This is a genomic window from Paenibacillus plantiphilus, assembly GCF_927798095.1.
In the GTDB taxonomy this organism is placed as follows: domain Bacteria; phylum Bacillota; class Bacilli; order Paenibacillales; family Paenibacillaceae; genus Paenibacillus_Z; species Paenibacillus_Z plantiphilus.
The window spans coordinates 18943-45783 of record NZ_CAKMMF010000010.1; the positions used below are offsets into that span (position 1 = coordinate 18943).

Genomic DNA, 26841 nt, shown 5'->3' on the forward strand with positions numbered 1-26841 from the left:
ACGTAGGGGCATTTTTTTGCAGCGGGACTTATGGTTTTGATTTTGCCAACAGTGGGATGGAGTGGGTGCTTTTCGCGGCTGTGTTTGGTAGAATAGTGTGATTGGCGAATAAGCTATTGCCTATAGCAAGCATGTAGAATATGGAGGATTACAGAGCATGAGAACTGATGGTAGACAGTGGAACGAGCTACGACCGGTAACGATAACGATGAATGCTAATAAATATGCGGAGGGCTCTGTACTGATTGAGTTTGGCGACACGAAGGTGTTGTGCACAGCTTCGGTGGAGGAGCGGGTTCCGCCTTTCATGAAGGGACAGGGCAAGGGCTGGATAACAGCCGAATATTCGATGCTTCCCCGTGCAACGCAGGTGCGCAATCACCGGGAATCGGCCAGAGGCAAGCTGACCGGGCGCACGATGGAAATTCAAAGGCTGATCGGCCGCGCGCTGCGGTCCGTCGTGGATCTGCACGCGCTGGGCGAGCGGACGATTACGCTGGACTGTGATGTTCTTCAAGCTGATGGAGGCACACGCACAACTTCCATTACAGGCGCTTTCGTAGCCCTTGCGCTTGCGGTGAACAAGCTGTCGAGAACGGTTGATTTTGCCAAATATCCGATTACCGATTATATGGCTTCAGTCAGTGTTGGCGTTATCGGGGAGCGGACGCTGCTCGACCTAAATTATGACGAGGATTCCAAGGCGAAGGTCGATATGAATGTCGTTATGACGGGCTCAGGGAAATTCGTAGAGGTACAAGGAACGGGAGAGGAAGCGCCATTCAGCCGCAAGGAGCTGGATGAACTGCTGGGGGCGGCTGAGGAAGGCATCCTTTCCCTGATCGGCAAGCAGCGCGAGGCGCTGGGATCAATGGGCAGCCGCATTGGAGTGACCACAGTATGAGGCAAGGCGATACCATCGTCGTAGCAACGAAGAACGCGGGTAAAGTGCGTGAGTTTGCGCATGCATTCGGCAAGCTTGGCTTGCAGGTAGTCAGCATGTTCGATTATCCGAATTTGCCTGATGTGGAGGAGGACGGCCTTACATTTGCGGAAAATGCCAGAAAGAAGGCCAAGACGATTGCGGACGCGCTTGGTCAGCCTGTTCTGGCGGATGACTCCGGCCTTGAGGTTGCTGCGCTGGACGGAGCTCCTGGCGTATACTCAGCACGTTATTCAGGTGCTGGCGCCACGGATGAGCGTAATAATGCGAAGCTGGTAGAAGCATTATCCGCAGCGGCAGACAAGCGTCCAGACGCCAAGGATACGTTGGCTGATGGAGCAAGATTGCTGAGCGATGCGCGCTTTGTATGCGCTCTGGCTCTCTATGATCCAGCTTCGGGGAAGTATACGGAAGCGGAAGGTTATGTGGCTGGCCGCATTATAGACAAGCCTAGAGGCAGCGGCGGCTTCGGCTATGATCCTCTGTTCTGGCTTCCGCAATATGGCCGGGCAATGGCTGAATTGACGACCGAAGAGAAGCAGGCGATCAGTCATCGCGGCGGAGCGCTTCAACAGCTGCTTGGGAGAATGGAGCTTGCAAGCAATGGCTGAACCGCTTGCCATGCCTTGCGCTGAAGAGGGGGTGACTCGGAATGGTGGAGTTTACAGCCGTCATCAACATGCATGAGGGGATGGACGCTGCTTATATCGAGTTCCCGTTTGATGTGGAGGCGTTGTTCGGTGTCCGCGGTCAAGTGAAGGTGAAGGCAACCTTCGACGGCTATGAATATCGGGGCATTCTTGCTAAGATGGGGCTGTCCTGCCATTGCATCGGACTTACCAAAGCAGTGCGCCAGTCTATCGGCAAGCAAGGCGGCGACACGGTTCATGTTACGATAGAGCGGGATGCGGAACCGCGAATGATTGAGGTGCCCGAGCTGCTCCAAGCCGAGCTGAAGCATCATCCCTCTGCGGGGAAGGCATTCGAGGGGCTGTCCGATTCTAATAAACGGAAATATATCAGCTGGCTGACAACCGCGAAGCGGGAGGATACCCGCCGCAGCCGTTTGGAACGCATGATTGTCATGCTGGAGGATGGTGCAAAACATCCATAAGCGAATACGCAATGAAAGCCCCGGAGGCCTGATACGACAGGCATTCGGGGCTTTCTCATGTCTCTCTTTTATCTCACAGCAACCTTATAGTGGCGCAGCCACATGTCAACCTGCAGCAGATAAGCAAACAGCTGCGGACCGGACATTAATTGGCCGAACCAGGGCAGATTGGAGCTGGCAGTATCAGATTCGGCGAGCTGGCGTATTTTCTTCACATTAATGAGAGGAAGAAGGGGCGAGGTGCTATCGCTCAGCACTTCCAACAATTGTTGGCGGACGGCGCCCAGATAGGTGGGATTATGCGTCTTGGGGTAGGGGCTTTTCTTACGGTAAAGCACATCGCTGGGGAGCACGCCTTCAAGAGAATGCCGCAATATGCCTTTTTCGCGGTCGCCAGCTGTTTTGATCTCCCAAGGAATGTTGAAAACATAATCGACAAGACGGTGATCACAATACGGTACGCGCACCTCAAGCCCGACAGCCATGCTCATCCGGTCCTTGCGATCCAGCAGTGTAGGCATGAACCGGGTAATGTTCAGATATGACATCTCGCGCATTCTCCTTGCGGCGGCATCCTCCCCGGCCAGTCTCGGAACTTCTCCGATGGCGTCTAAATAACGGTCTCCGATATAATCCAGCGGTCTAATCCATGCGGCAACATCCTCGGATAGAAGCTCAGCGCGCATACCGGCAGCAAGTGACCAAGGGAAGGTGCCGGCATTCATCGCATCCTCCCGATGGAACCAGGGGTAGCCGCCGAATATTTCATCTGCTGCCTCGCCAGACAGAGCAACAGTTGCTTCCTTCTTGATCTCCCGGCAGAAAAGCAGCAGTGAAGCGTCCACATCCGCCATTCCCGGCAAATCCCGCGCCAGCATCGCTTCACGAAGGGCGTTCACAAGCTCCGGCGTGTCAAAGGTAACAGGATGATGCACCGTATGCAGATAGCTGCTCATTCTCGCAATCCAGGGAGCGTCGGCATTGGGCTGGAAGTCATGCGCCTTGAAATGTTTGTCGTTATCCACATAATCGACGGAGAAGGTATGCACAGCGCCTTGCCCAGTTCGCTCGTAATAGCGAACAGCAAGGGCGGTGAGTGCGCTGGAGTCAAGGCCGCCGGACAATAAGGTGCACAGAGGCACATCGGAGACGAGCTGCCGCTCCACCGTATCCCGCAGCAGCTCGCCTACCTGTGCCGCCGTTGCCGCGACATCGTCCGTATGAGGCCGGCTTTCCAGCTTCCAATACTGCGTCACCGAAACGCCCGCACGGCTTACTACAGCGCAATGCCCGGGCAGAAGCTCCGTTATATCGCGGTATACGCCATTTCCCGGTGTCCTCGCTGGACCGACGATGAAAATTTCCGCCAATCCCTCGGGTCCGACCTCCGGCTTGACGGACGGATGAGCCAGCAATGCTTTGGGCTCAGAGCCGAATACGAAGCGTCCGAGCTGCCTGGAGATGAATAACGGCTTCACGCCAAGCCGATCCCGCGCCAAAAACAGTTGTTGCTCGGCAGAATCCCAGATTGCAAAGGCAAATATGCCATTCAGCTTCTCGACACAAGAGGGACCCCATTCCATAAAAGCGACCAACAGCACCTCTGTATCGCAGGTCGTGAGGAACTGCCTTCCACGGCCCTCCAGCTCCCGCTTCAGCTCCGGCGCATTATACAGCTCGCCATTATAGACAATGACGAACGGATCGTCACCGGTAGTGCGCACCATCGGCTGAGCGCCGCCTACAGGATCGATGACAGAGAGCCTTCTGTGGCCAAGCGCGCAATTTGGGGAGATCCAGGTTCCTGAAGCGTCCGGACCGCGTGCGGCCAGCGTTTCGGTCATCTTTTCCAATATCGAATATTGTTTCGTCAGGTCATCGGTCCAATCGATCCAGCCCGTGAATCCACACATGGTTCTCATTCCTCTCTAAGCGGGGCTTAAACAGCGATACTACAATGGTTATGCGTTCACGGCGGATAAAATGTCTGTCCGAAAGGGGATGCTATCAGAGTGAAAACGACATCATGACGGAGCGTTATTTTTCTTAGAGAACATTGCCGTGAAAGGAGTTAGGAGTAATGGTTGATGATACCAACTCGTACTATGATCGCAAAACCTATTATGTATCCGTTCAGGCGGGCTCTATTTTGGAGGATCCCCACGCAGCAGCTTATGAACTGGTCATTCATGCCAATGAAGAGGAATTAAACAAGCTTCAGGAGTTGTTTGAGGAGCTGGTTTCGATGGATGAGGCGCAGACGTTCCATTTCCTCAGAAGCCCTTATGAAACGGCGTCTGACAGGCAAATGAAAGCGGGCGTTGACGGATTTCTTGAAGATATTTACAAGCTGCTCTATCAGCTCGGCACATCGGAGACAAGAAGGCATATTGCAACGATGGGACTTTTTCCGGAAGGGAGCTTGACATGAACGTGACGGAAGCGCATGTAAGGCGGGCCACTGACCGCGAGGGCATTCATTGCTGTGAGGTGGAGGTGCGGACAGATGATCCGGCTGCGCCAGAGCTGCTGGCATTTTTCGGTGCGTCTCGCGATAACGACTTCGATATGCTGGCAATTGTCAACAATGACGCGAAGCGGGAGGTGGATTGGTTCGATAATAATCTGCACCAGGCCTTCTCTGATATCAGTATTGGACTGTTCCAGACTTCAACGATGAAGACTGATTGGGGGAGGCGCGAGACGTTCAAGGAGCAGGTGCTGTCTTACCCGGGAGTAAGGGCGGATATCGCTGGATTGCTGGATCGTTAAATGCTGGTTCGGAAAATAAAACGTGTCACGAGGGCAGCTGCGGTATATGAGAATCGAGTGGCGTGGCGGGTACGGGCTGTCGATACCGGAGTTGCATCGACAGCTTAAAGCACATGTACCTTGACCGGAATGTGCAGGGGGTGGAATGCACATGGGACAAGAGGGGAGTTAGCGCGGTATGGCAATCTTCTGGCGGGCATGGGCCTGATCGATCATATAAGCAGCCAGCTGCGAGACGATAGAGATCGGCGATGTCCGATCGAATCCTTCGAACATAGGGCTCGGATTGCATTCCAGCATGACGAATGAGCCGTCCTCCCGCATCTTGAGATCTACGCCGCTGAACAGCAGTCCTACGGTCCTGCATGCCCGAATGCATAGCTCTGCGACCGTCTCGCTGATGGAAATCGGCGTTACGGAAGCCTGTCCTGCGCGGTAATCTACCCCTTCGCCCTCCAGCTCAAACGCGCCGAGAATGCGGCCATCCAGCACAAACACACGAATATCCTTGCCAGGTACATATTCTTGAAACATGGCTGGAGCATATTTTAACGTTTTTAATCGTTCGGGCTGCTTGTCCGCTTCCTTCAACAAATGGCAGTGTGCTCCTCCCGCGACGGGTTTGTAGATGACATCCCGATCACGCGAAAAGCTCAGCACGTCATCGCCATTGCCGGTCACTAGCGTATCCGGGACGGGAATGCCGGCCATGCGCAGCATCTCTACCTGATAGGGCTTGGCAAAATGAAGCAGCAGCGTATCGACGGGGTTAATAAGCAGCTTGCCGTGAACGGTCAGACACTTGAGCCAGGACAACCAGGTCGCATAGCGCTCGCGCTGCGCAGCATAAGCGACATAACCTTCGCGCTCGATCTGCTCCTGAATCTCTCCGGCATCGAAGCTTGGTGTAGGAAGAAACAGCGCTCTTAGAAAAAACACCTGAACAGGATGAAGCGGCTGCCCGTTGTATCCTGCTTCATAGCCCGACAGGCGGCTTCTATTGACCATAGCCTCATCAATGTCCAGACTGCCGCTGGACCTGAGCGCCAGAGGGAATGATGGCATGGCGACAGTATCGAGAATGACAGCTGCTGCTCCTTGCTTGTTAAGCTCATCCTTCAAATATAGACAATGACGCTCTGCTGCTGCGCCGACAATGCCTACCGTAATATCGCTTGACATATAGATTCCTCCCATAAATTTCAGAATGAACCGATTGAACGGCCGCAGAGGGGGTGCGAGGTCGATCACCCCGGCAGCCTTTTCTGCGACCGTTCTTCCATAACTGGGGCAACATGCAAAAAAGAGCAATACCATCCTTACAGTTTAGAACATGCGAATTCGATTCAGTATGAGTAATAATTGTTTTTTCTTATATGGAATGAAGCCTTGAAATCTGCAGTATGGATGCAAGAACCAGCTTGCTGATTAGCATCCGCCCTCTTCTCCAATAGCCATCGTTGTAAAAATATCTCCGCCTTCTTCTCCAATCGCAAGCGTCGTGTAGATCCGGTCGCGTGCTTCGGAATTAGCGAACAGCGCCGCATTGGATTTGCGGGTTTCCAGCTCCGTGATGAACATACGTTGGTTGTCCATTGTTTGATTCACCTCCCTGCTGAATGAGAGTGGGATTTACTTTTGCCCCGTTCTAAATTATACCAGACAGTCCAATGCCTAGAAATCCGGACAAAAGTCATAAATGAGAGCGCTTTTATTGAACCTGTTGGGGTCCTGCTAACTATAACTTCGACCATAAAACCCATCATTATCCATAATAATAACATTTGTCTATTTTTCGGTGGAACCTATGCAACAAAGCAAGATAGCTCTTTGGGACTTGCTAGATTAGGACAACATATAGTAAATCATTCCTTTTTACTTCTTGAAAATGGATATGTAAACAATAAACCTCCAAAACCTATGGAGATTAAGGTTTTGGAGGTTTAAGGCACTGGTTACTGTCAGGACGTTGTCGTTCCAGCAGATGCCGAGCCGTTAAATCCGACAGGTCCCGATAAGATGATCGCATCCGATGTGGATGAAATAAATAGCGTATATCTGATCTCACCTGCCAAAACTAATGCTGCTGGCGGGAAATCACCCGCAGTTATACTGAGCGGACTGAATACTCTGACAAAATCTGTTTCGAACACCTGTTGATGAATTAATACTCCGGTTCCGGCTGTGCTTGACCCGTTCCTTTCGATTGTTAACGTTATTATAGCCGTAGCTTCAGTAGCAACCGTTAACCCTACGGTTCCTTCAAGCGCAACCCTCACATTAGCTGCATTTCCCGAATGAATGGCAACCCCCGTCTGAAGGCCGATATCGCCAATTAATAGCGGAGTAGTCGATAAGGGGTCCGTCCCGTTGCTGTTGTTCGACTGAATGATAGCTAGTGAGTCCACTTTGAATTTTGCAGTCTTCCCCACCAGCTCTTGCAAATACTTCTCCAAGCAGATCGAAGTTCACCTCATCGATGCTTGTGAAAGCGATATATGCTCTTCCTAGTACAAGCATTGCTATATTATATGGGGCAGAATTCAAATAGAAACGATAATTGCCCACAACATATGAAATAGGCTCTGTTTCTGCCTGCTTCCAAGATGATTGAGTTGGCATAGAGAATAGCAGGCGGGCTGAACTAGATGATGATAGATGTGAAGGCAGAAGAAATCCCCGCCTAACCTTGACTGAGTTGGGCGGGGATATGGAAATCAAGAGACTACCGTCTCATTACGGACCAGTTAAGTAACAAGAGAACAAGTGTCGCAATACAGACTGGTGTTATAATTAAAAAGTATATAGCCGCATCGCCTGTCAATTGAACTAATCCATATATCGTATTGATTATAGTAAAAAAAAGTACCATCTTAAACACTGAAGAATCCATTTTAATGATTCGGACCCCTGAAATGATACATATAGCCATCGTGGCGATATTATAAATTGCATAAAATAATGTTCCTTCTTCGATGAAAACTAATTGTAACAACCCAAGAAAACCAACAATTCCGGCTTGTACGAAAATAAGAACTGCAGCAGCAGTTAAAGTTCCTGGTCGCTTGTCGGGTACTTCAACTGATGAACTGCCAAATAACTTCGATTTTTGTTCCTTTCGATTTGAATCCGGAGTCCCGGCTATTATGATAATCGCAAGGAAATTAAATAACATGCCAACTGCAAACCATAGTAAAGGATTTTTTCCTTTCCGATGCGCAGTATACGCGCATATAATGGCCATAATTGTAGTCGGAACGATATACTCCCATATACTATTCAACGTAATATCCCCCAAATATTCTCTTTTAATCAAGCTTAGTATGTTCGACAATATTCTACTACAAAAGTCATGTTTTGACGATAAGTGGAATAATGACTAGAAGAATGACTAGAAGAATGACTAGAAGAATGCATGAAAGCCCGCTGATCTATGAGGTCGGTGGGGTTTGTTTGATATTCCCAAGCGTTTGGGATTTTATTTTTCTAGAATCAGAACGATAGTTGTGTGTAAAAAATGTGTAGAAAAAATAATAACCTATCGTTTTCTATCACATTCTCAGACGAATGCCCAGACAACAAAAAATCCCCAAACCCTTGATATCACTGGGTTTGAGGATTTTTATCTATTCATTAAACTTGACTCATCGTAACGTTATGGCGTCCCAGGAGGGATTCGAACCCCCGACCAACGCCTTAGAAGGGCGTTGCTCTATCCAGCTGAGCTACTGGGACACGTAAGGCATATTATAGCATGTGATTATTGAAGTGCGCAAGGATTTTTTGAAATATGTTTTTATTGTGACTGACCGGTCGACTTAATTGACATTTGAACAATATTCAAATAGTATTTGTTCATAGTTGAACTTTGTTCAAAAGTTATCTTAGACAAGATGAGGAGTGGGGCTGTGAAGGGGATTATTAGTTTTTCAATCAACAATAAGTTTGCGATATGGATCATGACCATTATCATTACTGTTGGCGGTCTGTACGCTGGTCTGAACATGAAGCAGGAGACAATTCCAAACATTAATTTGCCGATTCTAATGGTGAATACGGTGTACCCGGGGGCTGCTCCAGAGGAAGTCGCAAACAATCTGACCGTACAGTTGGAGACCCGAGTTAAAAACTTGAGCGGAATCACCTCGTACAACTCCACATCGAGAGAAAATGTATCGTCCATCATATTGGAGTATGACTATAGCAAGGATTTGAAGGAGGCTGAAAGTGAGCTGCGGGCTGTTCTGGATGGCTTTGACGCGCCGGAGGGCTCGCAAGCGCCTCAAATCTCCAAGATCAACCTGAATGACTTTCCAGTCATCTCGCTTAGTGTAACAGATACAGGCCAATCGCTTGAAGATGTGAGCAAGCTGATTGAGAATGAGATTAAACCTTCCCTGGAAGGAATCGACGGCATCGGGACTGTAGCTATTGCAGGACAGCATGTTAAGGAAGTGCTGTTGACTTTTGACAAGGCTAAGATGCAGACGCTTGGGCTGAGTGAGGATACAGTCAGAGCAATCGTACAAGCCTCTGCGATTAAAGCGCCGCTTGGTTTGTTCGAATTGGACAAGACGGATAAAGCGATCGTTGTAGACGGCAATATAACAACGCTGGAACAGCTGAAGAACATCGCCATTCCGGCAATCCCGGCAGCAGCTGGCGCCGGCGGGATGACTGCCCCCGGAGGAGCAGCGGGTCAAGCGCCGGCTGATACAGGACAGGCAGGTCAAGCACAAGTGCCGCCGCCAGCAGCTATGACGGGCATTCCGACGGTCAAGCTGTCGGAAATTGCCGACATCAAGCTGGAAGGCAAAGCAGAATCTATCTCCCGTACGAACGGGAAAATTTCTATCGGGATTAACATTACGAAGGCATCTGATGCCAATACAGTAACTGTTGTAAATGCGGTGAAGGAAGCAGCAGACAAATTCGAGCAGGACCATAAAGGACTGGAAATGATCGTCCTGTTGGACCAAGGCAAGCCAATCGAAGATTCTGTCAGCACGATGTTTGACAAAGCGCTGTTCGGCGCATTGTTCGCTGTCATCGTCATTATGCTCTTCCTGCGCAATATACGCACAACGATCATTTCAGTCGTATCCATTCCTTTGTCGCTTATTATTGCGATACTCATTCTGAAGCAAATGGATATAACGCTGAACATTATGACTCTCGGCGCGATGACGGTAGCAATCGGACGGGTGGTAGACGATTCTATTGTCGTCATCGAGAACAGCTACCGCCGGATGTCGCTTCGCACGGAGAAGATGTCAGGCAAGGCGCTGATCATTGACGCTACGAAGGAAATGTTCGTCCCGATCCTGTCGTCGACGCTCGTTACAATTGCCGTATTCCTTCCACTCGGAACAGTGAGCGGACCAATCGGCGAAATCTTCATGCCGTTCGCGCTGACGATGGTGTTCGCATTGCTCGCTTCACTGCTTGTGGCGATTACTATTGTACCGATGATGACACATCTTATGTTCCGTAAGGGGCTTAAGGAGAAGCACAAGCATGAAGAGAAAACAGGTGTGCTTGCACAGAAATACCGGAACATTCTCAAGTGGTCGTTGAACCATAAAATTATTGTTTCTCTCGCAGCAGTAGTAGTGCTCGGAGGCAGCGTGGCGCTTGTTCCCAAGGTTGGCTTCAGCTTCCTTCCTGAAGAGCCGGAGAAGTATGCGATGGTTACGTATACGCCGGGTCCGGGGAAATTGATAACGGATGTGGAGCAAACGGCATTGGAAGCCGAGAAGCTGATTATGGCTCGTGAAGGTGTTACGAACCTGCAATATTCTGTTGGAGGAGAGAACCCGCTCAGCTTTGGGCCGAACAAAAATGCTCTATTCTATGTTCAGTACGAAAGCGATACGAAAAACTTCAATGATGAAAAGGCGAAGCTTATTGAAACCATTGCTGCGGTCGAACCGACTGGCAAATGGGCCGAAATGGATTTTGGCGGCGGATTAGGCGGAAGCAAGATGAGCTTGTTCGTATATGGTGAAAGCTTGGAAGACATTAAGCCGATCGTGGATCAGGTTGAAGCTGTCATGAAGGAAAATAAGTCGCTGGAGAAGGTTGAGACTTCACTTTCCAAGCAATATGAGCAGTACACACTCGTCGCAGATCAGCAGAAGCTGAGTCAATATGGATTAACTGCGGGCGAGATTGCTATGAAGCTAAGTCCGATGCGTGAGCGTCCGGTATTGACGCAAGTGGAAGTGGACGGCAAAAAATATAGTGTTTATGTTGAAGTCGATAAAAAGCAGTACAACACGATCGCCGATATCGAGAATGAGACGATCACTTCACGTCTTGGAATTTCAATTCCGCTTAAAGAGGTTGTGAAGGTTGAAGAAGGCACATCGGCTAACACGATTACGCGCAAGGATGGCAAGCTGTTCGTTGAAGTGTCAGCCAAGGTTACGTCCAAGGATGTCGCAAAAGTATCCACAGCGGTTAAGGAGAAGGTCGATGAATTGAAGATGCCTGCCACAGTCAAAGTTGATTTTGGCGGCGTTACGGAGCAGTTGAACGACACGATCACCCAACTGGGCATGGCGATGCTGGCGGCTATTGCGATCGTTTATCTGCTGCTGGTTATTACCTTCGGCGGCGCATTGACGCCATTCGCCATACTGTTCTCGCTTCCATTCACAGTCATAGGTGCTGTAGTTGGTCTGTATCTTGCAGGAGAAACCATCAGTGCCCCGGCGATGATGGGTGCGCTCATGCTGATAGGTATCGTCGTGACCAATGCAATCGTTCTGATTGACCGTGTGCTTCATATGGAGAAGGAGGGGCTGTCAACGCGCGAAGCGCTCCTCGAAGCGGCGGGTACGCGTCTCCGTCCGATTCTGATGACTGCACTCGCAACTATCGGAGCATTGCTCCCGCTCGTGCTTGGATTCGAGGGCGGCAGCGGCGGACTGATTTCCAAAGGTCTAGGTATTACGGTAATAGGCGGTCTGACCAGTTCTACATTGTTAACCTTGTTGATTGTGCCGATCGTATATGAATTTTTGGCGAAATTCCGCAGAAAATCGGCAGGCCAAGAATAAGGAGGTCGTTACAGCAGTGGAAGGCATAAGCAAGAAGCAGCAAATTATTGAAGCGGCGATTGCATGCTTTTCCGAGAAAGGCTATCGCGGGACTTCGATTCAGGATATTGCAGATGCGCTCGGAATCGCGAAGGGCTCGATGTATTTCTATTTCAAATCCAAAGAAGATTTGCTGCATTCGATTTGCAAATATTATTTGGAGCTTCTAGAAATGTCGATTGCGCATATCGATGAGAATTCCGAGCTTGAGCCGCGGGAGAAGCTGCGCGAGATGGTCGCTCAAGGCTACAAGCAATATGATGAGCACAAAGGTTTTATTATGATCCTCATGCAGGAGAGGTTCGAGCTGAATGATGAAATTCATGGGCTAATAGTGAAGATGAGAAGGCGGGGCCTTCTCAGCAGCCAGCGAACGATCAGCAAGCTCTATGGTCCGGAAGTGGAGCCGTATGCCTGCGATGCGGCTTTATTGTTTCATTCATTCATCGATTGTTATCTTAGTCTCGTTATTCTGGAGAATAAACGATTCGATGTCGAGGATTTGGCCGATTTTGTCATGCAGCGTATGGATGAGATCGTTCACGGCATGATTAAGAGCAAGGCAAAGACAGTTCTTGGCAAAGGCATATTGGAGCAGTGGGAATCCTCCGCAGCCATGGTCCGTCAAGGTGGCAAAGCAGATGTCATGCAAGAGGTTGCAGCAATGCGGGCTGCGGTAGAGCAAGCAGCGCTGCCTGGTGATCAGATGGACGAAATTCTATCCTCGCTTCATGTAATAGAAGCAGAGTTTGAGAAGGCAGAGCCGCAGCCGATTGTGATGAAAGGGATGCTGTCCTTTATCAAGAGCATGAAAGTGGCCGAACTGAAGAAGCATCTGCCGAAGCTGGAGCAATATATCAAAGAGCAAATAGGGTGAGTAGAGAGACAGGGCTGTTCACGCCAGTATTATGGGCGCTTGAGCAGTCCTTTTTTTGCTTGACAAGCAGAGGCTTGGGACAGATTGGAGAAGCGCTTCACGGCAAGGTGCTTCACATCATCCTCATGATGGTAATCAACAACAGGTAATGTTATAATCGTACTCAAAACTCCAGGAAACTGCCCTGCAGGCAGCCAAGGTTACATAAATAAGGCGGTGATTCTATCTCGACATCCAATCCCCCGCAGGACGACCATAAGGAGAACGTTTATTTGTTTCCTCGCATGCTGGATCAATATCAGATTCAACTGACCCGGCTGCTTGAAGCCGAGCAGTACAGCGAAGCTAAACAGCTGCTTCTTTTTCTGCTTCAGTGTCAGGGCGAGGATAAGCGTCATTATGAGGAATGGGGCAATTTGCTGACATGGCTGGAGATGGCATTTCCTTCCCATGAGGGAGACAATCGGAGCTTTGGTTCCTTGGAGCAGGCCAAATTAAAGAATGAGCATGAAGAAGAGAACGAGGATGAGCTGCGCAAGCAAGCGCTCGCATCGGACCGCCATGACGACGAATATGTGGCACAGGTTCTGTACATCATGCAGCATCACCCCATTGCGGATCAGCAGATACTTGCACTGGAACGGGCAGCACATCTCGACAACGCAATTGTAGATGAGACAATATTGTCGTGGCTGGATGGCAGCGATTTTCATCCGGCGCTTCAATTTAAGGCTCTTCAATGCTTGCGCAGACGAGGTCATACGGGGCACATTAGTATGAATCGGATTGGCGAACAGGTAGAGCTTGAGTTGGAAGCGACGCCGTTGTCTATGGATGATTTTCCCCCAGTGGTTACAAAGGTGGTAGAAAGGGTAGAATCGATAACAGAGGTTATGGATGCCACGATGCCGCATTTTGCACGAGAGCTCTGGAAAGAATGCATTCAATGCTTCTACGGCACTTCCGCTTATGATCGAATGAAGGACGATGATGAGACCATTGATTGCTATGCGGCTGCGCTGCACCAATCTCTGGAGCTGACATTGTACGGCAGAGCGGATGATGACGACATACGCGATACATACGGTATTACAGATTCATTAAGGTTCAGGTACGAGCAGGCTTGCCGGACTTTGCGGCAGGTTGTAGAAATGCAACAGAATAATGATGGAGGCGAGCCTTGATATTCTTGAGGATGTTGATTATAATATAGTGGTTTATTAAACGTGAAACCGGACGCTGTAGCGTTATTTAATTTGGAGGGGAAAGTATAGCATGAAAGCAACCTGGGAAAAGATAGAAAAGAATCTTGTAGCACTTGATATTGAGGTAGGCGAAGAGCAAGTTAAGGAAGCGCTGGACAAGGCATTTAAGAAAGTTGTAGTGAAAGCGAACGTACCTGGATTCCGCAAAGGTAAAGTGCCGCGCGGTATTTTTGAATCTCGTTTCGGCGTGGAAAGTCTGTATCAAGACGCGATTGATATTCTGCTTCCTGAAGTATACTCCGCAGCGCTGAAGGAAACAGGCGTTGAGCCTGTTGATCGCCCTGACATTGAGATTGAGCAGTTCGGCAAAGGCCAATCGTTCAAGTTCAAAGCTAAAGTTACGGTTAAGCCTGAAGTGCAGCTTGGCGAGTACAAGGGTGTTGAAGTGTCTGCAGCTGATGTTGCAGTAGGAGAAGAGGAAATCGCAGCTGAGCTGGAGCGTCTCCAGCAGCGCCAGGCTGAGCTTGTCGTTATCGACGAAGGCGCAGCAGAGCTGGGCGATGTAACGGTAATCGACTTCGATGGCTATTTGGACGGCGAGCCGTTCGAAGGCGGCAAGAGCGAGCGTTATTCGCTGGAGTTGGGCTCCAATTCCTTTATTCCGGGCTTCGAGGAGCAAGTAGTAGGCATGCAAACAGGTGATTTCAAGGATATCGACGTTACCTTCCCTGAGAGCTATCACGCTGAGAACCTTGCTGGCAAGCCGGTCGTGTTCAAAGTGAAGCTGCACGAGATCAAACGCAAGAACCTTCCTGCGCTTGATGATGAATTTGCCAAGGATGTAAGTGAATTCGACACACTGGAAGAGTTCAAGCTGGATCTGTCAGGCAAGCTCGCAGAGCGCAAGCAAAAGGAAGGCGAGCAAGCTCGCGAAACAGCGGTCGTAGAGAAAGTTGCAGAAGCGGCTGTCATTGATATCCCGCAAGCGATGGTTGATTCCGAGACGGACTTCATGCTTCGCGATTTCGAGAATCGTCTGCGCATGCAGGGCATGAACCTCGATCTGTACTATCAGTTCTCAGGCCAGGATGAAACAGCGCTTCGCGCTCAAATGCATGCTGATGCATTGAAGCGTGTCCGCAACAATCTTGTTCTGGAGCAAATCGCGAAGAACGAGAACATCGAAGTTGAAGAGCAAGATGTGAATGAAGAGCTGGAGAACCTCTCCAAAACTTACAGCCGCTCTGTTGAAGAACTGCGCGAGATATTCACAGCTAACGGCAATTTGCAAAACATCAAGGAAGACCTTGTTCTTCGCAAGACGATCAAGTTCCTCCTCGACAACAGCAAAGAAGCTACAGAAGTAGCATAAGGAAGCGCAGCCGTCCCCGGGACGGCTCGTTTCATCATCAGGCGGGGCACGTACAGCATACGTGCCTTGTTTTAACAAGACATGAAGAATGCAGTACATAGCAGCTATACCCGCATACATAGCAGACTTTCACAATCGGAGCTACGCTCCATACATATCGATAGACCAAAGCCGTATAATGTACTATGCAGAAAAATGACATTGCATCCGGAACATGATAAAATAAATATTCAGGTCCCTTTAAACCGTTAAAGCGGCAAAAGAGATCAGTAGCGCCCGCGAGGGCGGGAGCTTGCAAGTCTGCCTCAGAGGAATTTCGCAGCACAACAGCTTCGGAGTCATCTGTTTAGGCGTGATTTGGGGGTATCACTTATATTAGGAGGTTGGTCGCATGAATCTGGTGCCTATAGTCGTTGAACAGACGAATCGGGGAGAACGGTCTTACGATATTTACTCCCGTCTTTTGAAGGATCGGATTATTTTTCTGGGAAGTGCGATCGACGACGATGTTGCGAACTCGATCATCGCTCAGCTGCTTTTCTTGGCAGCGGATGATCCGGAGAAGGATATCCATCTGTACATTAACTCGCCGGGCGGTTCAGTAACCGCAGGTATGGGTATTTATGATACGATGCAATTCATTAAGCCGGATGTCTCGACAATATGCGTCGGTTTGGCTGCAAGCATGGGCTCACTCTTGCTGACCGCAGGTGCTAAAGGCAAACGTCTCTCGCTTCCAAACAGCGAAGTCATGATCCATCAGCCGCTTGGCGGCGTGCGTGGTCAAGCGTCGGACATCAAGATACACGCGGATTGGATTCTGAAGACGAAGCAGAAGTTAAACAACATTTATGTGGATCGTACGGGACAGCCTTATGAGAAGATCGACCGCGACACAGATCGCGACTTCTTCATGAGTGCCGAAGAGGCATTGAATTACGGCCTTATCGACAGAGTCGTCACGTCGAATGTCCTGTAACGAATAACGAAGGGGTGATCCCATGTTCAAATTTAACGACGAGAAGGGCCAGTTGAAATGCTCTTTCTGCGGCAAGTCGCAAGATCAAGTGCGGAAGCTTGTTGCTGGTCCAGGCGTCTATATATGTGATGAGTGCATCGAGCTGTGCACAGAAATCGTTGAAGAGGAGCTCGGCCACGAGGAAGAGCTGGATCTCAAAGATATTCCGAAGCCGAAGGATATCCGCAACATTCTCGATTCGTATGTCATTGGTCAGGATCAGGCGAAGAAGTCGCTCTCCGTGGCGGTATACAATCACTACAAACGGATCAATTCACAGAATAAGCTGGAGGATGTGGAACTGCAGAAGAGCAACATTCTTCTTGTAGGTCCGACAGGCTCCGGTAAGACGCTGCTTGCTCAGACAATGGCCAAAATCCTGAACGTGCCGTTTGCAATTGCAGACGCAACATCGCTTACGGAAGCGGGCTATGTCGGCGAGGACGTGGAGAACATTCTGCTGAAGCTGATTCAATCGGCAGATTATGATGTGGAGAAAGCTGAGCGCGGAATTATCTACATTGACGAGATCGACAAAGTAGCGCGCAAATCAGAGAACCCATCCATCACGCGCGATGTTTCAGGCGAGGGTGTTCAACAGGCGCTTCTCAAGATTCTAGAAGGAACGGTTGCATCTGTACCGCCTCAAGGCGGCCGCAAGCATCCGCATCAAGAGTTCATTCAAATCGATACGACGAATATTCTGTTCATTTGCGGCGGTGCTTTTGACGGACTTGAACAGCTTATTAAACGCCGGATCGGCAAGAAGGTTATTGGCTTCAACATTGCTGGCGAGAATGCGAAGGATCTGAAGGCTGGCGAGTACCTGTCTATGGTGCTTCCAGAGGATCTGCTCAAATTCGGTCTTATTCCTGAGTTTGTAGGCCGTCTGCCTGTTATCTCCACGTTGGAGCCGCTTGACGAGCCTGCACTGGTGCGTATTCTCTCCGAGCCTAAGAACGCGCTGATGAAGCAGTATCAGAAGCTGCTGGAGATGGATAACGTCAAGCTGGAGTTTGAGCCTGCAGCTCTCGATGCGATCGCCAAAGAAGCGATCAAGAGAAATACAGGTGCGCGCGGCTTGCGGGCGATTATCGAAGGGATTATGCTGGATGTCATGTACGAAGTTCCTTCGCGTGATGATGTCAACACCTGTCTCATTACTGAGAAAGTCGTTCAGGAGCGGATTATGCCAGAATTGTCTACGAAGAAGAGCAAGAAGAAGGAAGAAAGCGCCTGAACCAATACACGCGGATCATATCCACCTCTGCCAATAGCGGCTATTAAAGCCGCTGTTGCCAGGGGTGGACTTTGCCGTTCATGGGAGAGGTTACCTGATGTATTTAAGAAAAGACACCGTACCGGTTAAGGTAGGTCCGCTTACAATTGGCGGAAGCGATGAAGTCATCATCCAGAGCATGTGTACGACCAAGACAGCTGATGTGGACGCCACAGTTGCAGAGATTCTTCGCCTTGAAGAGGCTGGCTGCCAAGTTGTTCGTGTAACGGTGAACAATGTGGAGGCTGCAGAAGCAATTAAGGAAATTAAAAAACGCATTCATATTCCATTAGTTGCAGATATTCACTTCGACCATCGGCTTGCCCTGCTTGCGATTGAGAACGGCGTTGACAAGGTTCGGATTAATCCGGGCAATATCGGGCGTCGCGAGAAAGTGGAAGCTGTTGTGAAAGCGTGCAAGGATAAAGGAATTCCGATTCGCATTGGCGTTAATGCAGGCTCGCTGGAGAATCATTTGCTGGAGAAGTACGGGTATCCGACTCCTGAGGCGATGGTAGAGAGCGCCCTGTTCCATATCGGCATATTGGAAGAGCTTGATTTTCACGATATTATCGTGTCGCTCAAAGCATCCGACGTCCCGATGGCGATCGCTGCTTACCGCATGGCTGCCGAGAAAATTCGTTATCCGCTCCATCTGGGCATTACAGAAGCGGGCACGCTTCATTCGGGGACGATCAAGAGCTCTGCCGGTATCGGGGCCCTGCTGTCGATGGGAATCGGCAATACGGTCCGCATCAGCCTCAGCGCAGACCCGGTTGAAGAAGTGAAGGTTGCTCGTGAGCTGCTCAAATGCTTTGGGCTAATAACGAATGCGGCTACGCTTGTATCCTGTCCAACCTGCGGAAGACTTGATATTGATCTGTTCTCCATCGCCAATGAGGTAGAGGAATATATTAGCAAGATCAAGGTTCCGATCAAAGTATCCGTGCTTGGCTGTGCTGTTAACGGTCCTGGAGAGGCGCGTGAAGCCGATATTGGCATCGCTGGCGCACGGGGCGAGGGCATGCTGTTCCGCTATGGCGAGATGATTCGGAAGGTTCCTGAAGCCGATCTGCTGTCAGAGCTCAAGAAGGAAATCGACGAAATCGTTCGGGTATTCGACGCAACGGGAGAAATTCCAGGGCGCAAGCAGCACTCGGTTCACTCCTCATAAATAAGCAGAGACTTCAAACTTTACATTCATAATGCGATTATTCCATCCGGCAAGGGGCAATACTGACAAGTATGAGTCCTGTTAAGCCGGATGTTTTTGTTTTTCAAGAGAGAGGAGCGTAATCGCGATGAATTTAAGTTTGATTTTGATGCTGATTCAAGTGTTTTTTGCTATTGTGATCGGTCTGTACTTTTGGAATTTGCTTCGCAATCAGAAGACCAACCGCACTGCGGTTGACAGAGAATCCCGGAAGGAGATGGACAAGCTGCGCAAGCTTCGATCCATCTCGCTTACAAAGCCGCTGTCCGAGAAAACGAGGCCCCAGAGCATCGGGGATATCATCGGTCAAGTAGACGGGCTCCGTGCGCTCAAGGCGGCGATGTGCAGCGCCAACCCTCAGCATGTTATCATATATGGCCCTCCGGGAGTCGGGAAAACAGCTGCGGCGCGTGTTGTTCTTGAGGAAGCGAAGAAGAATCCGGCTTCGCCCTTTCTTGCGGATGCCAAGTTTACAGAGATCGATGCGACGACTGCGCGATTCGATGAGCGCGGCATCGCTGATCCGTTAATTGGATCGGTCCATGATCCGATCTATCAAGGAGCGGGGGCGATGGGCGTGGCGGGAATTCCCCAGCCCAAGCCTGGCGCTGTAACAAAGGCGCATGGCGGGATGCTCTTTATTGATGAGATCGGCGAATTGCATCCTACCCAGATGAATAAGCTGCTCAAGGTGCTGGAGGACCGCAAGGTTTATTTGGAAAGCGCGTATTACAATTCGGAAGATTCCAATGTTCCGATGTATATCCATGATATTTTTCAGAATGGACTGCCGGCAGACTTCCGTTTAGTCGGTGCGACGACACGCTCCCCGCAGGAGCTGCCGCCTGCACTGAGATCGCGGTGCATGGAAATTTATTTTCGGCCGCTGCTTGCTGATGAGATTAGTCAGATTGCTGTGAATGCGCTCAAGAAAATCGGGCTGCCGCCATGCCAGGAGGCGATAGACGTTGTGAAGAGGTACGCTACCAATGGCCGTGAAGCGGTCAATATGGTTCAATTGGCGGCTGGGCTTGCACTGTCCGAGAAGCGTGATACCGTTGCTGCTGCGGATATCGAATGGGTGGCGAACAGCAGTCAGATTCCGCCTCGTCCAGATCGGAAGGTTCCGGCATTTCCTCAGGTCGGATTTGTTAATGGATTGGCTGTTTATGGTCCGAATATGGGGACGCTTCTGGAGATTGAAGTTAGTGCGATCCCTGCGAAAACAGGCAAAGGCCAATTTACAATTACAGGTGTCGTGGATGAGGAAGAGCTGGGCGGCGGGAATCGCACGCTTAGACGCAAAAGTATGGCAAAGGGCTCCGTGGAGAATGTTCTGACTGTATTAAGGCGAAGCGGCTTCAAGCCGGAAAACTTCGATTTGCATATCAATTTCCCAGGGGGCACGCCCATAGACGGTCCTTCTGCCGGTATTGCGATGGCAACGGCGATTGCGTCAGCCATAAAGGCCGAGCCGATTGATAATAAGCTGGCGATGACAGGCGAGGTCGGCATTCATGGCAACGTAAAGCCGGTAGGCGGAGTGCTGTCCAAGGTAGAGGCTGCGTTTCAGGCAGGGGCCGAGACGGTTATTATTCCACGAGAGAACTGGCAAGCCATTTTTGCTGATTTGAAAGGCCTTCAGGTTATTCCAGTCGATCATATCGACGAGGTGTTCAAGCATGTTTTTGGCCTGATGGAATCGCATATTTCAGCCATTGGACCGGCAGCAAGCAGCGATGTGTTTATAGCGACAGGACTCCCTTATTTGCAGGCTGATTCCGTTGAGTGATAAAATGGTGATTATAAGAAGTTCACCGCTTGCCTAATTGCAGGTAAACTTCAATGATGGAGGTGCTGGTTGTGGGACCTGCTAAATGGAAAGGCCGTCGACTGCCCCTTCTGCCACTCAGAGGGCTCCTTGTATATCCCAGCATGGTGCTTCACCTTGATGTGGGTAGGGAGAAGTCAGTTCGCGCGTTGGATCGCGCCATGCTCGATGATCATATGATTCTGCTCTGTTCACAATCCGAGGTCAATATTGAAGAACCGACGCAGGAAGATATATATCGCGTAGGGACCATTGCTCGTGTGCGACAAATGCTGAAGCTGCCAAACGGAACGATTCGTGTGCTGGTGGAGGGTGTTGTCCGCGCGGAGGTTATGAACTATTTGCCGACTGAAGATTTCTACGAAGTCACGGTAAAAGAGCTTCCTGAGACGGAGTCTACGGACCCGGAGATCGATGCACTTATGCGAACGGTGCTGAATCAGTTCGAGCATTATATTAATTTGTCGAAGAAGGTAACGCCTGAGACTCATGCGGCAGTCTCGGATATTGATGAGCCAGGACGTCTGGCTGACGTTATTACGAGCCATCTATCGCTCAAGATCAAGGATAAGCAGGATATTCTTGAGACGATTGATGTCCGCGCCCGTCTGGAGAAGCTGCTCGATATTCTGAATAATGAGCGCGAAGTGCTGGAGCTGGAACGCAAGATCAGCCAGCGCGTCAAGAAGCAGATGGAGAAGACGCAGAAGGAATATTATTTGCGCGAGCAGATGAAGGCGATCCAGAAGGAGCTTGGCGAGAAGGAGGGCCGCGCCGGAGAGGTGGAGGAGCTGCGCTCGCAGCTGGCTGAATCCGAATTGCCGGACAAGGTGAAAGAGAAGGTTGAGAAGGAAATCGACCGGCTTGAGAAGATGCCTTCTACTTCTGCTGAAGGCGGCGTCATTCGCAATTATATTGATTGGCTGCTGTCGCTTCCCTGGAGCAATAAGACGGAGGATGATTTGAGTGTTGCCAATGCAGAAGCCATTCTGAACGAGGATCATTACGGTCTGGAGAAGCCTAAAGAGCGTGTGCTGGAATATTTGGCGGTTCAGCAGCTGGTCAAGAAGCTCAAGGGCCCTATCCTCTGCCTGGTCGGTCCTCCAGGTGTAGGTAAAACCTCGATGGCTCGCTCCATCGCCAAGTCTCTGGGACGCCAATTCGTCCGCATTTCCCTTGGCGGCGTTCGTGACGAGGCGGAGATCAGAGGACATCGCCGCACCTATGTGGGGGCGATGCCGGGGCGCATCATTCAAGGGATGAAGACAGCGGGGACGAGCAATCCCGTATTTCTGCTGGATGAGATAGACAAGATGGCGATGGACTTCCGCGGAGATCCTGCATCAGCGCTGCTGGAGGTATTGGACCCCGAACAGAACAGCACATTCAGCGATCATTTCATCGAGGTGCCATTCGATCTTTCAAGCGTGATGTTCATTACGACAGCGAATGCGATCCACAATATTCCGCGTCCGCTGCTTGACAGGATGGAAGTGCTGTACATTCCCGGCTATACAGAGCTTGAAAAAATGCAAATTGCGAGCCGTTACCTGCTTCCCAAGCAGAAGCGCGAGCATGGACTGGAAGAGGAAGGGCTGGAGCTGGAAGGTGAGGCTTTGCTCGGACTTATCCGCGAGTATACCCGTGAATCCGGCGTAAGGAATTTGGAACAGCAGGTTGCCGCGTTATGCAGGAAAGCTGCCAAGGCCATTGTGTCCAATGAAGTAGACGGTGTGATTCAGGTGGATTCTGACAAGGTTAAAGAATGGCTGGGACCGCCTAAATTCCGCTACGGCATGGCCGAGCTGGAGGATCAGATCGGAGCGGTGACAGGACTCGCTTGGACCGAGGTGGGAGGCGACACGCTTGTCATTGAGGTGACTGTGCTTCCGGGCACAGGCAAGCTGACACTGACAGGCAAGCTTGGCGATGTCATGAAGGAATCCGCACAGGCGGCCTTCAGCTATACGCGCTCCAAGTCCAAGGAGCTGAATATCGCGTCTGATTTCCACGAGAAGAACGATATTCATATTCATATTCCAGAAGGCGCGATCCCGAAGGATGGCCCTTCAGCTGGCATAACGATGGCTACAGCGCTTATCTCCGCGCTTACGGGCCGACTTGTTTCCAGAGAAGTGGCGATGACGGGAGAGATTACATTGCGCGGCAGAGTGCTGCCAATCGGCGGCCTCAAGGAGAAATCACTTGCGGCGCACAGGGCTGGCATCAAGACTGTGCTTCTGCCCAAAGATAATGAACGTGATCTGAGAGATATTCCGGAGAGTGTGAAGAATGATTTGAACTTTATTCCGGTAGGCCATATGGACGAGGTGCTGTCACATGCCCTTGCCAAAACGCCTGTTGAGACGACGCAAACGCACTAGTGTATCGAAGCGGCAGCAAGCTGAGCTCGGTATGCTAAGAAAGCAGGTTAATCACTGTTATGAATATTAATCAAGCCGAATTTATTATAAGCGCTGTGCAGCCTCACCAATATCCTGAGGACGCCTTGCCAGAGATTGCTCTGGCAGGGCGTTCCAATGTGGGCAAATCCTCATTAATCAACAAAATGATCCAGCGCAAGAGCTTGGCAAGAACCAGCTCCCAGCCGGGCAAGACGCAGCAGCTTAATTATTACAAAATCAATGAGCGGATATATTTCGTGGATTTCCCCGGTTACGGATACGCGAAGGTATCCAAGGTGCAGCGTCAGCAGTGGGGGGATATGATCGAACGGTACATCAGGGAGCGGGAACCGCTCAAGATGCTGCTGCTCATTATTGATGTCAGGCATCCGCCCTCCAAGGATGACTGCCTGATGTACAACTGGCTCAAGCATTATGATATTCCAGTCTGCCTCGTTGTTACGAAGGCGGATAAAATTCCTCGGAGCAAATGGGATAAGCATGTCAAAATAATTAAGCAAACGCTCGAAGCTGATCCCCGTGATCCTGTTGTCCTCTTCTCCTCGGAGACAGGGCTTGGGCGTGAGCAATTATGGGACGTCATTCTTAAAGCGACTGCGGATGGCGTAGAAAGCGTGTGAAGTACCGTTACAATAGTGAGGATAACGCATAAAAGCAAGCACTCATCGTAAAATCTAACGGATTTTTCAGAAATATGCGAGAATATCACGAACAACAGGCAGGAATAAACCGCTCTGATCGGGTATAATATACTTAAACGGATTGTTTAAAAAGGTGTAAGTTCAAAGAATTGAGGAGATTTTTATGGCTCAGCGGATAGCCACGGAATATGTCAAAGCTTCTCTGAAATTAACGGCTGAAGAGATGGCGGGATTTGTCCGGTTTTTTGAAGACCAGCATATTAGACAGCAGGTGCGGGTGCTTGATAACGGCAATCACGAAATGTTTCTTGAGGACGATGCAGGACAGGAAGAAATCCGCTTAACGTTCGAGCGTCAGCAGGATCGGTATGTGTGTGAATTATCTTGCCGATTGATGCATCCGAAGCTTACGAATGCGATGCGCAAGGCAGTATCGGCATTCCGCGGAGATGCAATCGTGAATCGCATTTATCCAACTTATACGATGATCTATCATTATGAGCAAGGCTCCGTGCGCAGAATCGTTGAGACTGCAGGTGGAGAGTCGCGAGTTATCTTTCAGTACAAGAACACGATTGGCCAATTGGAGGCACAGTTCCGCTGCAATGAAGTGGAGCATGAGATTAATGCCATTCAGAATACGATTAATGAATTGCTTGATTTGCGCAATCAATGCAGTGATCGTGGCGAAATCGCCATTATCGACGAACGGCTGAAGGAGCAGACAAAACAGTTGTTCATCCTTGAAGCATAATTCACTTACGCGCATAGAATAGTTGAGTAAAGCCGCTTGTATGGCGGCTTTTTCTAATGCAGCCGCTGCATGTCTCCCATTATGGGGGTGACACTGGCAGAATTCTAAAAAATAACTGTTGCTTTTATTCGCGATAGATGTTATTTTTATTCTCGTTGAAATGAATAATAGGAACCAGGATTCACTCAGGACATGTAATGTTGCGAGAGATTATTCCCTCGGGCAGTGAATGACGTAGGTCCTAGCGGATGAAATTTTTAAACATTTTATTCCTAGGAAGGGGGAACCGGAAGATGGAATACTCAACTTTCGGAAGACACGTTGCTGTTGACACTTGGGGTGTAGATTTCGACCTGCTCAACAACGCGGAATTTTTGCAAGCCCATATGGTGGAGGCTGCAGAAGCATGCGGCGCTACTGTACTCTCTGTGCAAGCTAAGCAATTTGAGCCACAAGGAGCAACTGTGCTCGTAATGCTGTCGGAAAGTCATCTCTCGATTCATACGTATCCAGAAAGAGGCTTCGCTGCTCTTGACTGTTATACGTGTGGAGAAACAGTTGATCCGCAACTCGCGATTGACTACATGATATCTGTATTGAAACCAACGACAACTCATGCAAAGAAGCTAGTTCGCGGTATGGGCGAGCTGCAAGTCGTCGAACCAGAAATGAAGCAGCCCGAGCTTGCTAAGAGCTAAATAAATCTAACTTCAGAATGACTTGGAGAAATCCGGGTCATTTTTTTTATACATCTTTGTTTTCAAACAATTTTCATATTTGCAGGGGTACATGTTGTCGAACTGTGCTATACTAAATGATGAAAAATGATCGTAGAGGCAGGTGAATGCGCATGCACATTATCGTTGTTGGATTGAACTACAGAACGGCTCCAGTCGAGGTGAGGGAACGGTTTACGTTCGCTGATCGCGATTTGCCGGAAGCTCTCAGACAGCTTCAGCATACGAAGAGCATTATGGAATGTGTCATCGTAGCGACCTGCAATCGCACAGAGCTCTACGCGGTTGTTGATCGGCCTCATCTGTGCGGCCATTATATTCGCAACTTTATGGAACAATGGTTCAAGCTGCCAAGAGGGCAGTTTACGAACCATCTATATATGTATGAGGATGAGAAGGCCATTGATCATCTGTTCCGCGTTACTTGCGGATTGGATTCCATGGTTATCGGCGAGACGCAAATTCTCGGACAAGTACGCAACGCATTTCTGCTTGCGCAGAATGAGAAAACGACGGGCACAATGTTTAATACCTTGTTCAAGCAAGCTGTTACGCTAGCGAAGCGGGCACATTCGGAAACCTCGATTGGCGAAGCGGCTGTTTCTGTGAGCTATGCGGCTGTAGAGCTCGGCAAGCGGATATTCGGTCATTTTGCCGGCAAGACGGTTATGATCGTTGGTGCGGGCAAGATGAGCGAGCTTACTGCGAAGCATTTGTATTCCAATGGGGTTGAACGTGTCTTTGTCGTTAATCGTACGTATGATCGCGCTACCCAGCTTGCCGACAAGTTCAACGGGATACCGCTATCGATGAATGAGGCGCTGGGCAAGCTCAATGAAACCGATATTGTAATTAGCTCGACAGGCTCTGACGGCTACGTGCTGGTGAGGGAGCAGGTTGCTGCTGCCATGCAGCGGCGCAAATCCAGACCGCTCTTCATGATTGACATCGCGGTTCCTCGCGATCTAGATCCGGGAATCGCTTCGGTCGAGAATGTATTTTTATATGATATTGACGATCTGGAAGGGATTGTAGAGAGCAATCTGGAGCAGCGGCGTCAGGAGGCTGCCAAGATCGAGACATTTATTACAGATGAGCTGGAGTCATTCCGCCAGTGGTACAAGACGCTTGGTGTCGTGCCGCTCATTCGCGCCTTGCAGGATAAGGCTGCTGCTATTCATGAAGAGACGATGGACAGCATGTACAAGAAGCTGCCCGATCTCGATGATCGGGAGCGGAAGATCATCCGCAAGCTGACCAAGAGTATCGTGAATCAGATGATGCAGGATCCGATTTTGCGCATTAAAGAGCTGGCAGGCGAGAAGCATGGCGATGATGCGATGGATCTGTTTGTGAAATTATTTGCATTGGAAGAGACGCTTGCCGAAGCGAAGAAACAGCAGCGCCAATCAGAGCTGCTTGAGGCCAAATCAACGATTGTGCAGCAGGCCGAATCTGCACCGGCGTTCAGCAAGAGCTTGAATGCGAAGGGATTGCCATCCGTTGCTGGCGCAACGACATAGACAAGTATGGAGTGCCGCTAATACCGGCAAGCA

24 protein-coding genes and 1 tRNA gene are annotated in these 26841 nt (G+C 49.9%); 19 read left to right on the forward strand and 6 right to left on the reverse strand.

Annotated features, from left to right (window positions below; translation table 11 throughout):
- Positions 1-157: 157 nt before the first annotated feature.
- The 3 genes from rph to L6H65_RS10530 are packed head-to-tail and all read left to right on the forward strand — an operon-like array spanning position 158 to position 2057.
- Complete coding sequence (gene rph, locus L6H65_RS10520; RefSeq protein ID WP_236341410.1) at positions 158-904, forward strand: ribonuclease PH; 747 nt, start codon at positions 158-160, stop codon at positions 902-904.
- Positions 901-1554 carry an RdgB/HAM1 family non-canonical purine NTP pyrophosphatase gene (gene rdgB / locus L6H65_RS10525; RefSeq protein ID WP_236341418.1) on the forward strand — a complete coding sequence of 218 codons (654 nt, stop codon included), beginning with the start codon at positions 901-903 and terminating at the stop codon, positions 1552-1554. The genes rph and rdgB overlap by 4 nt, the downstream gene beginning before the upstream one ends.
- A 41-nt stretch (positions 1555-1595) precedes the next feature.
- On the forward strand, positions 1596-2057 hold the full coding sequence (locus L6H65_RS10530; RefSeq protein WP_236341420.1) for a YdeI/OmpD-associated family protein: 462 nt from the start codon (positions 1596-1598) through the stop codon (positions 2055-2057).
- A 68-nt stretch (positions 2058-2125) separates the two neighbouring features.
- On the opposite strand, the gene asnB is transcribed toward L6H65_RS10530, so the two are convergent.
- Positions 2126-3970 (reverse strand): asparagine synthase (glutamine-hydrolyzing), encoded by a 1845-nt coding sequence (asnB, locus tag L6H65_RS10535; RefSeq protein WP_236341422.1) that lies wholly within the window; start codon positions 3968-3970, stop codon positions 2126-2128.
- A gap of 167 nt (positions 3971-4137) precedes the next feature.
- Between asnB and L6H65_RS10540 the strand changes: the two genes are divergently transcribed.
- Together L6H65_RS10540 and L6H65_RS10545 are read left to right on the forward strand one after the other, a co-directional pair.
- Complete coding sequence (locus L6H65_RS10540) at positions 4138-4488, forward strand: hypothetical protein (RefSeq protein WP_236341424.1); 351 nt, start codon at positions 4138-4140, stop codon at positions 4486-4488.
- The gene (locus tag L6H65_RS10545; RefSeq protein ID WP_236341434.1) at positions 4485-4829 is read left to right on the forward strand and encodes a hypothetical protein; all 345 of its coding nucleotides are present in this window, start codon (positions 4485-4487) and stop codon (positions 4827-4829) included. Before L6H65_RS10540 ends, L6H65_RS10545 begins: the two co-directional genes overlap by 4 nt.
- A gap of 168 nt (positions 4830-4997) precedes the next feature.
- Here L6H65_RS10545 and L6H65_RS10550 read toward each other — a convergent pair whose 3' ends face one another.
- The 5 genes from L6H65_RS10550 to L6H65_RS10570 form a co-directional block, all read right to left on the reverse strand.
- Entirely contained in the window at positions 4998-6011 is a 1014-nt protein-coding gene (locus L6H65_RS10550; protein WP_236341436.1) for an ATP-grasp domain-containing protein, read from the reverse strand.
- Positions 6012-6257: 246 nt separating this feature from the next.
- Complete coding sequence (locus L6H65_RS10555) at positions 6258-6425, reverse strand: hypothetical protein (protein ID WP_219873424.1); 168 nt, start codon at positions 6423-6425, stop codon at positions 6258-6260.
- A gap of 365 nt (positions 6426-6790) precedes the next feature.
- Entirely contained in the window at positions 6791-7285 is a 495-nt protein-coding gene (locus tag L6H65_RS10560) for a hypothetical protein (RefSeq protein ID WP_236341444.1), read from the reverse strand.
- A 269-nt stretch (positions 7286-7554) separates the two neighbouring features.
- Positions 7555-8112 carry a hypothetical protein gene (locus tag L6H65_RS10565; RefSeq protein WP_236341453.1) on the reverse strand — a complete coding sequence of 186 codons (558 nt, stop codon included), beginning with the start codon at positions 8110-8112 and terminating at the stop codon, positions 7555-7557.
- A 375-nt stretch (positions 8113-8487) separates the two neighbouring features.
- Positions 8488-8564: transfer RNA gene (locus tag L6H65_RS10570), tRNA-Arg, on the reverse strand.
- Positions 8565-8737: 173 nt separating this feature from the next.
- Between L6H65_RS10570 and L6H65_RS10575 the strand changes: the two genes are divergently transcribed.
- The 14 genes from L6H65_RS10575 to hemA all read left to right on the forward strand — a co-directional run bounded on the left by L6H65_RS10575 (position 8738) and on the right by hemA (position 26808).
- Complete coding sequence (locus L6H65_RS10575) at positions 8738-11893, forward strand: efflux RND transporter permease subunit (protein WP_236341454.1); 3156 nt, start codon at positions 8738-8740, stop codon at positions 11891-11893.
- A 16-nt stretch (positions 11894-11909) separates the two neighbouring features.
- Complete coding sequence (locus tag L6H65_RS10580; protein WP_236341455.1) at positions 11910-12809, forward strand: TetR/AcrR family transcriptional regulator; 900 nt, start codon at positions 11910-11912, stop codon at positions 12807-12809.
- Positions 12806-12958 carry a hypothetical protein gene (locus tag L6H65_RS10585; RefSeq protein WP_236341457.1) on the forward strand — a complete coding sequence of 51 codons (153 nt, stop codon included), beginning with the start codon at positions 12806-12808 and terminating at the stop codon, positions 12956-12958. Before L6H65_RS10580 ends, L6H65_RS10585 begins: the two co-directional genes overlap by 4 nt.
- 123 nt (positions 12959-13081) lie before the next feature.
- Entirely contained in the window at positions 13082-13993 is a 912-nt protein-coding gene (locus tag L6H65_RS10590; RefSeq protein ID WP_236341459.1) for a hypothetical protein, read from the forward strand.
- Positions 13994-14084: 91 nt separating this feature from the next.
- Positions 14085-15386, forward strand: coding sequence for a trigger factor (gene tig, locus L6H65_RS10595; RefSeq protein ID WP_236341467.1), 1302 nt, complete (start codon positions 14085-14087; stop codon positions 15384-15386).
- A 391-nt stretch (positions 15387-15777) separates the two neighbouring features.
- Entirely contained in the window at positions 15778-16365 is a 588-nt protein-coding gene (clpP, locus tag L6H65_RS10600; protein WP_219873430.1) for an ATP-dependent Clp endopeptidase proteolytic subunit ClpP, read from the forward strand.
- 22 nt (positions 16366-16387) lie between these two features.
- Positions 16388-17644, forward strand: a complete 1257-nt coding sequence (gene clpX, locus L6H65_RS10605; RefSeq protein WP_236341469.1) for an ATP-dependent protease ATP-binding subunit ClpX — start codon at positions 16388-16390, stop codon at positions 17642-17644.
- Between the two features lie 97 nt (positions 17645-17741).
- On the forward strand, positions 17742-18857 hold the full coding sequence (ispG, locus tag L6H65_RS10610) for a flavodoxin-dependent (E)-4-hydroxy-3-methylbut-2-enyl-diphosphate synthase (protein ID WP_236341471.1): 1116 nt from the start codon (positions 17742-17744) through the stop codon (positions 18855-18857).
- A 127-nt stretch (positions 18858-18984) separates the two neighbouring features.
- On the forward strand, positions 18985-20688 hold the full coding sequence (gene lonB / locus L6H65_RS10615; protein WP_236341480.1) for an ATP-dependent protease LonB: 1704 nt from the start codon (positions 18985-18987) through the stop codon (positions 20686-20688).
- Between the two features lie 71 nt (positions 20689-20759).
- Positions 20760-23111 carry an endopeptidase La gene (gene lon, locus L6H65_RS10620; RefSeq protein ID WP_236341899.1) on the forward strand — a complete coding sequence of 784 codons (2352 nt, stop codon included), beginning with the start codon at positions 20760-20762 and terminating at the stop codon, positions 23109-23111.
- A gap of 59 nt (positions 23112-23170) precedes the next feature.
- Complete coding sequence (yihA, locus tag L6H65_RS10625) at positions 23171-23773, forward strand: ribosome biogenesis GTP-binding protein YihA/YsxC (RefSeq protein ID WP_236341487.1); 603 nt, start codon at positions 23171-23173, stop codon at positions 23771-23773.
- Positions 23774-23957: 184 nt separating this feature from the next.
- On the forward strand, positions 23958-24548 hold the full coding sequence (locus tag L6H65_RS10630; protein WP_236341489.1) for a non-ribosomal peptide synthetase module: 591 nt from the start codon (positions 23958-23960) through the stop codon (positions 24546-24548).
- Between the two features lie 293 nt (positions 24549-24841).
- Positions 24842-25246 (forward strand): adenosylmethionine decarboxylase, encoded by a 405-nt coding sequence (gene speD / locus L6H65_RS10635; RefSeq protein WP_236341491.1) that lies wholly within the window; start codon positions 24842-24844, stop codon positions 25244-25246.
- Positions 25247-25398: 152 nt separating this feature from the next.
- On the forward strand, positions 25399-26808 hold the full coding sequence (gene hemA, locus L6H65_RS10640) for a glutamyl-tRNA reductase (RefSeq protein ID WP_236341907.1): 1410 nt from the start codon (positions 25399-25401) through the stop codon (positions 26806-26808).
- Positions 26809-26841 lie beyond the last annotated feature (33 nt).

Excerpts from the sequence above, each read along its gene's own strand:
- yihA (WP_236341487.1), top strand. The coding sequence starts at position 23,171 with ATGAATATTAATCAAGCCGAATTTATTATAAGCGCTGTGCAGCCTCAC.
- hemA (WP_236341907.1), top strand. The coding sequence starts at position 25,399 with ATGCACATTATCGTTGTTGGATTGAACTACAGAACGGCTCCAGTCGAG.
- L6H65_RS10530 (WP_236341420.1), top strand. The coding sequence starts at position 1,596 with ATGGTGGAGTTTACAGCCGTCATCAACATGCATGAGGGGATGGACGCT.
- asnB (WP_236341422.1), bottom strand. The coding sequence starts at position 3,970 with ATGTGTGGATTCACGGGCTGGATCGATTGGACCGATGACCTGACGAAA.
- rdgB (WP_236341418.1), top strand. The coding sequence starts at position 901 with ATGAGGCAAGGCGATACCATCGTCGTAGCAACGAAGAACGCGGGTAAA.
- clpP (WP_219873430.1), top strand. The coding sequence starts at position 15,778 with ATGAATCTGGTGCCTATAGTCGTTGAACAGACGAATCGGGGAGAACGG.
- L6H65_RS10545 (WP_236341434.1), top strand. The coding sequence starts at position 4,485 with ATGAACGTGACGGAAGCGCATGTAAGGCGGGCCACTGACCGCGAGGGC.
- lonB (WP_236341480.1), top strand. The coding sequence starts at position 18,985 with ATGAATTTAAGTTTGATTTTGATGCTGATTCAAGTGTTTTTTGCTATT.
- L6H65_RS10550 (WP_236341436.1), bottom strand. The coding sequence starts at position 6,011 with ATGTCAAGCGATATTACGGTAGGCATTGTCGGCGCAGCAGCAGAGCGT.
- L6H65_RS10540 (WP_236341424.1), top strand. The coding sequence starts at position 4,138 with ATGGTTGATGATACCAACTCGTACTATGATCGCAAAACCTATTATGTA.
- L6H65_RS10630 (WP_236341489.1), top strand. The coding sequence starts at position 23,958 with ATGGCTCAGCGGATAGCCACGGAATATGTCAAAGCTTCTCTGAAATTA.
- speD (WP_236341491.1), top strand. The coding sequence starts at position 24,842 with ATGGAATACTCAACTTTCGGAAGACACGTTGCTGTTGACACTTGGGGT.
- ispG (WP_236341471.1), top strand. The coding sequence starts at position 17,742 with ATGTATTTAAGAAAAGACACCGTACCGGTTAAGGTAGGTCCGCTTACA.
- clpX (WP_236341469.1), top strand. The coding sequence starts at position 16,388 with ATGTTCAAATTTAACGACGAGAAGGGCCAGTTGAAATGCTCTTTCTGC.
- tig (WP_236341467.1), top strand. The coding sequence starts at position 14,085 with ATGAAAGCAACCTGGGAAAAGATAGAAAAGAATCTTGTAGCACTTGAT.
- L6H65_RS10555 (WP_219873424.1), bottom strand. The coding sequence starts at position 6,425 with ATGGACAACCAACGTATGTTCATCACGGAGCTGGAAACCCGCAAATCC.
- rph (WP_236341410.1), top strand. The coding sequence starts at position 158 with ATGAGAACTGATGGTAGACAGTGGAACGAGCTACGACCGGTAACGATA.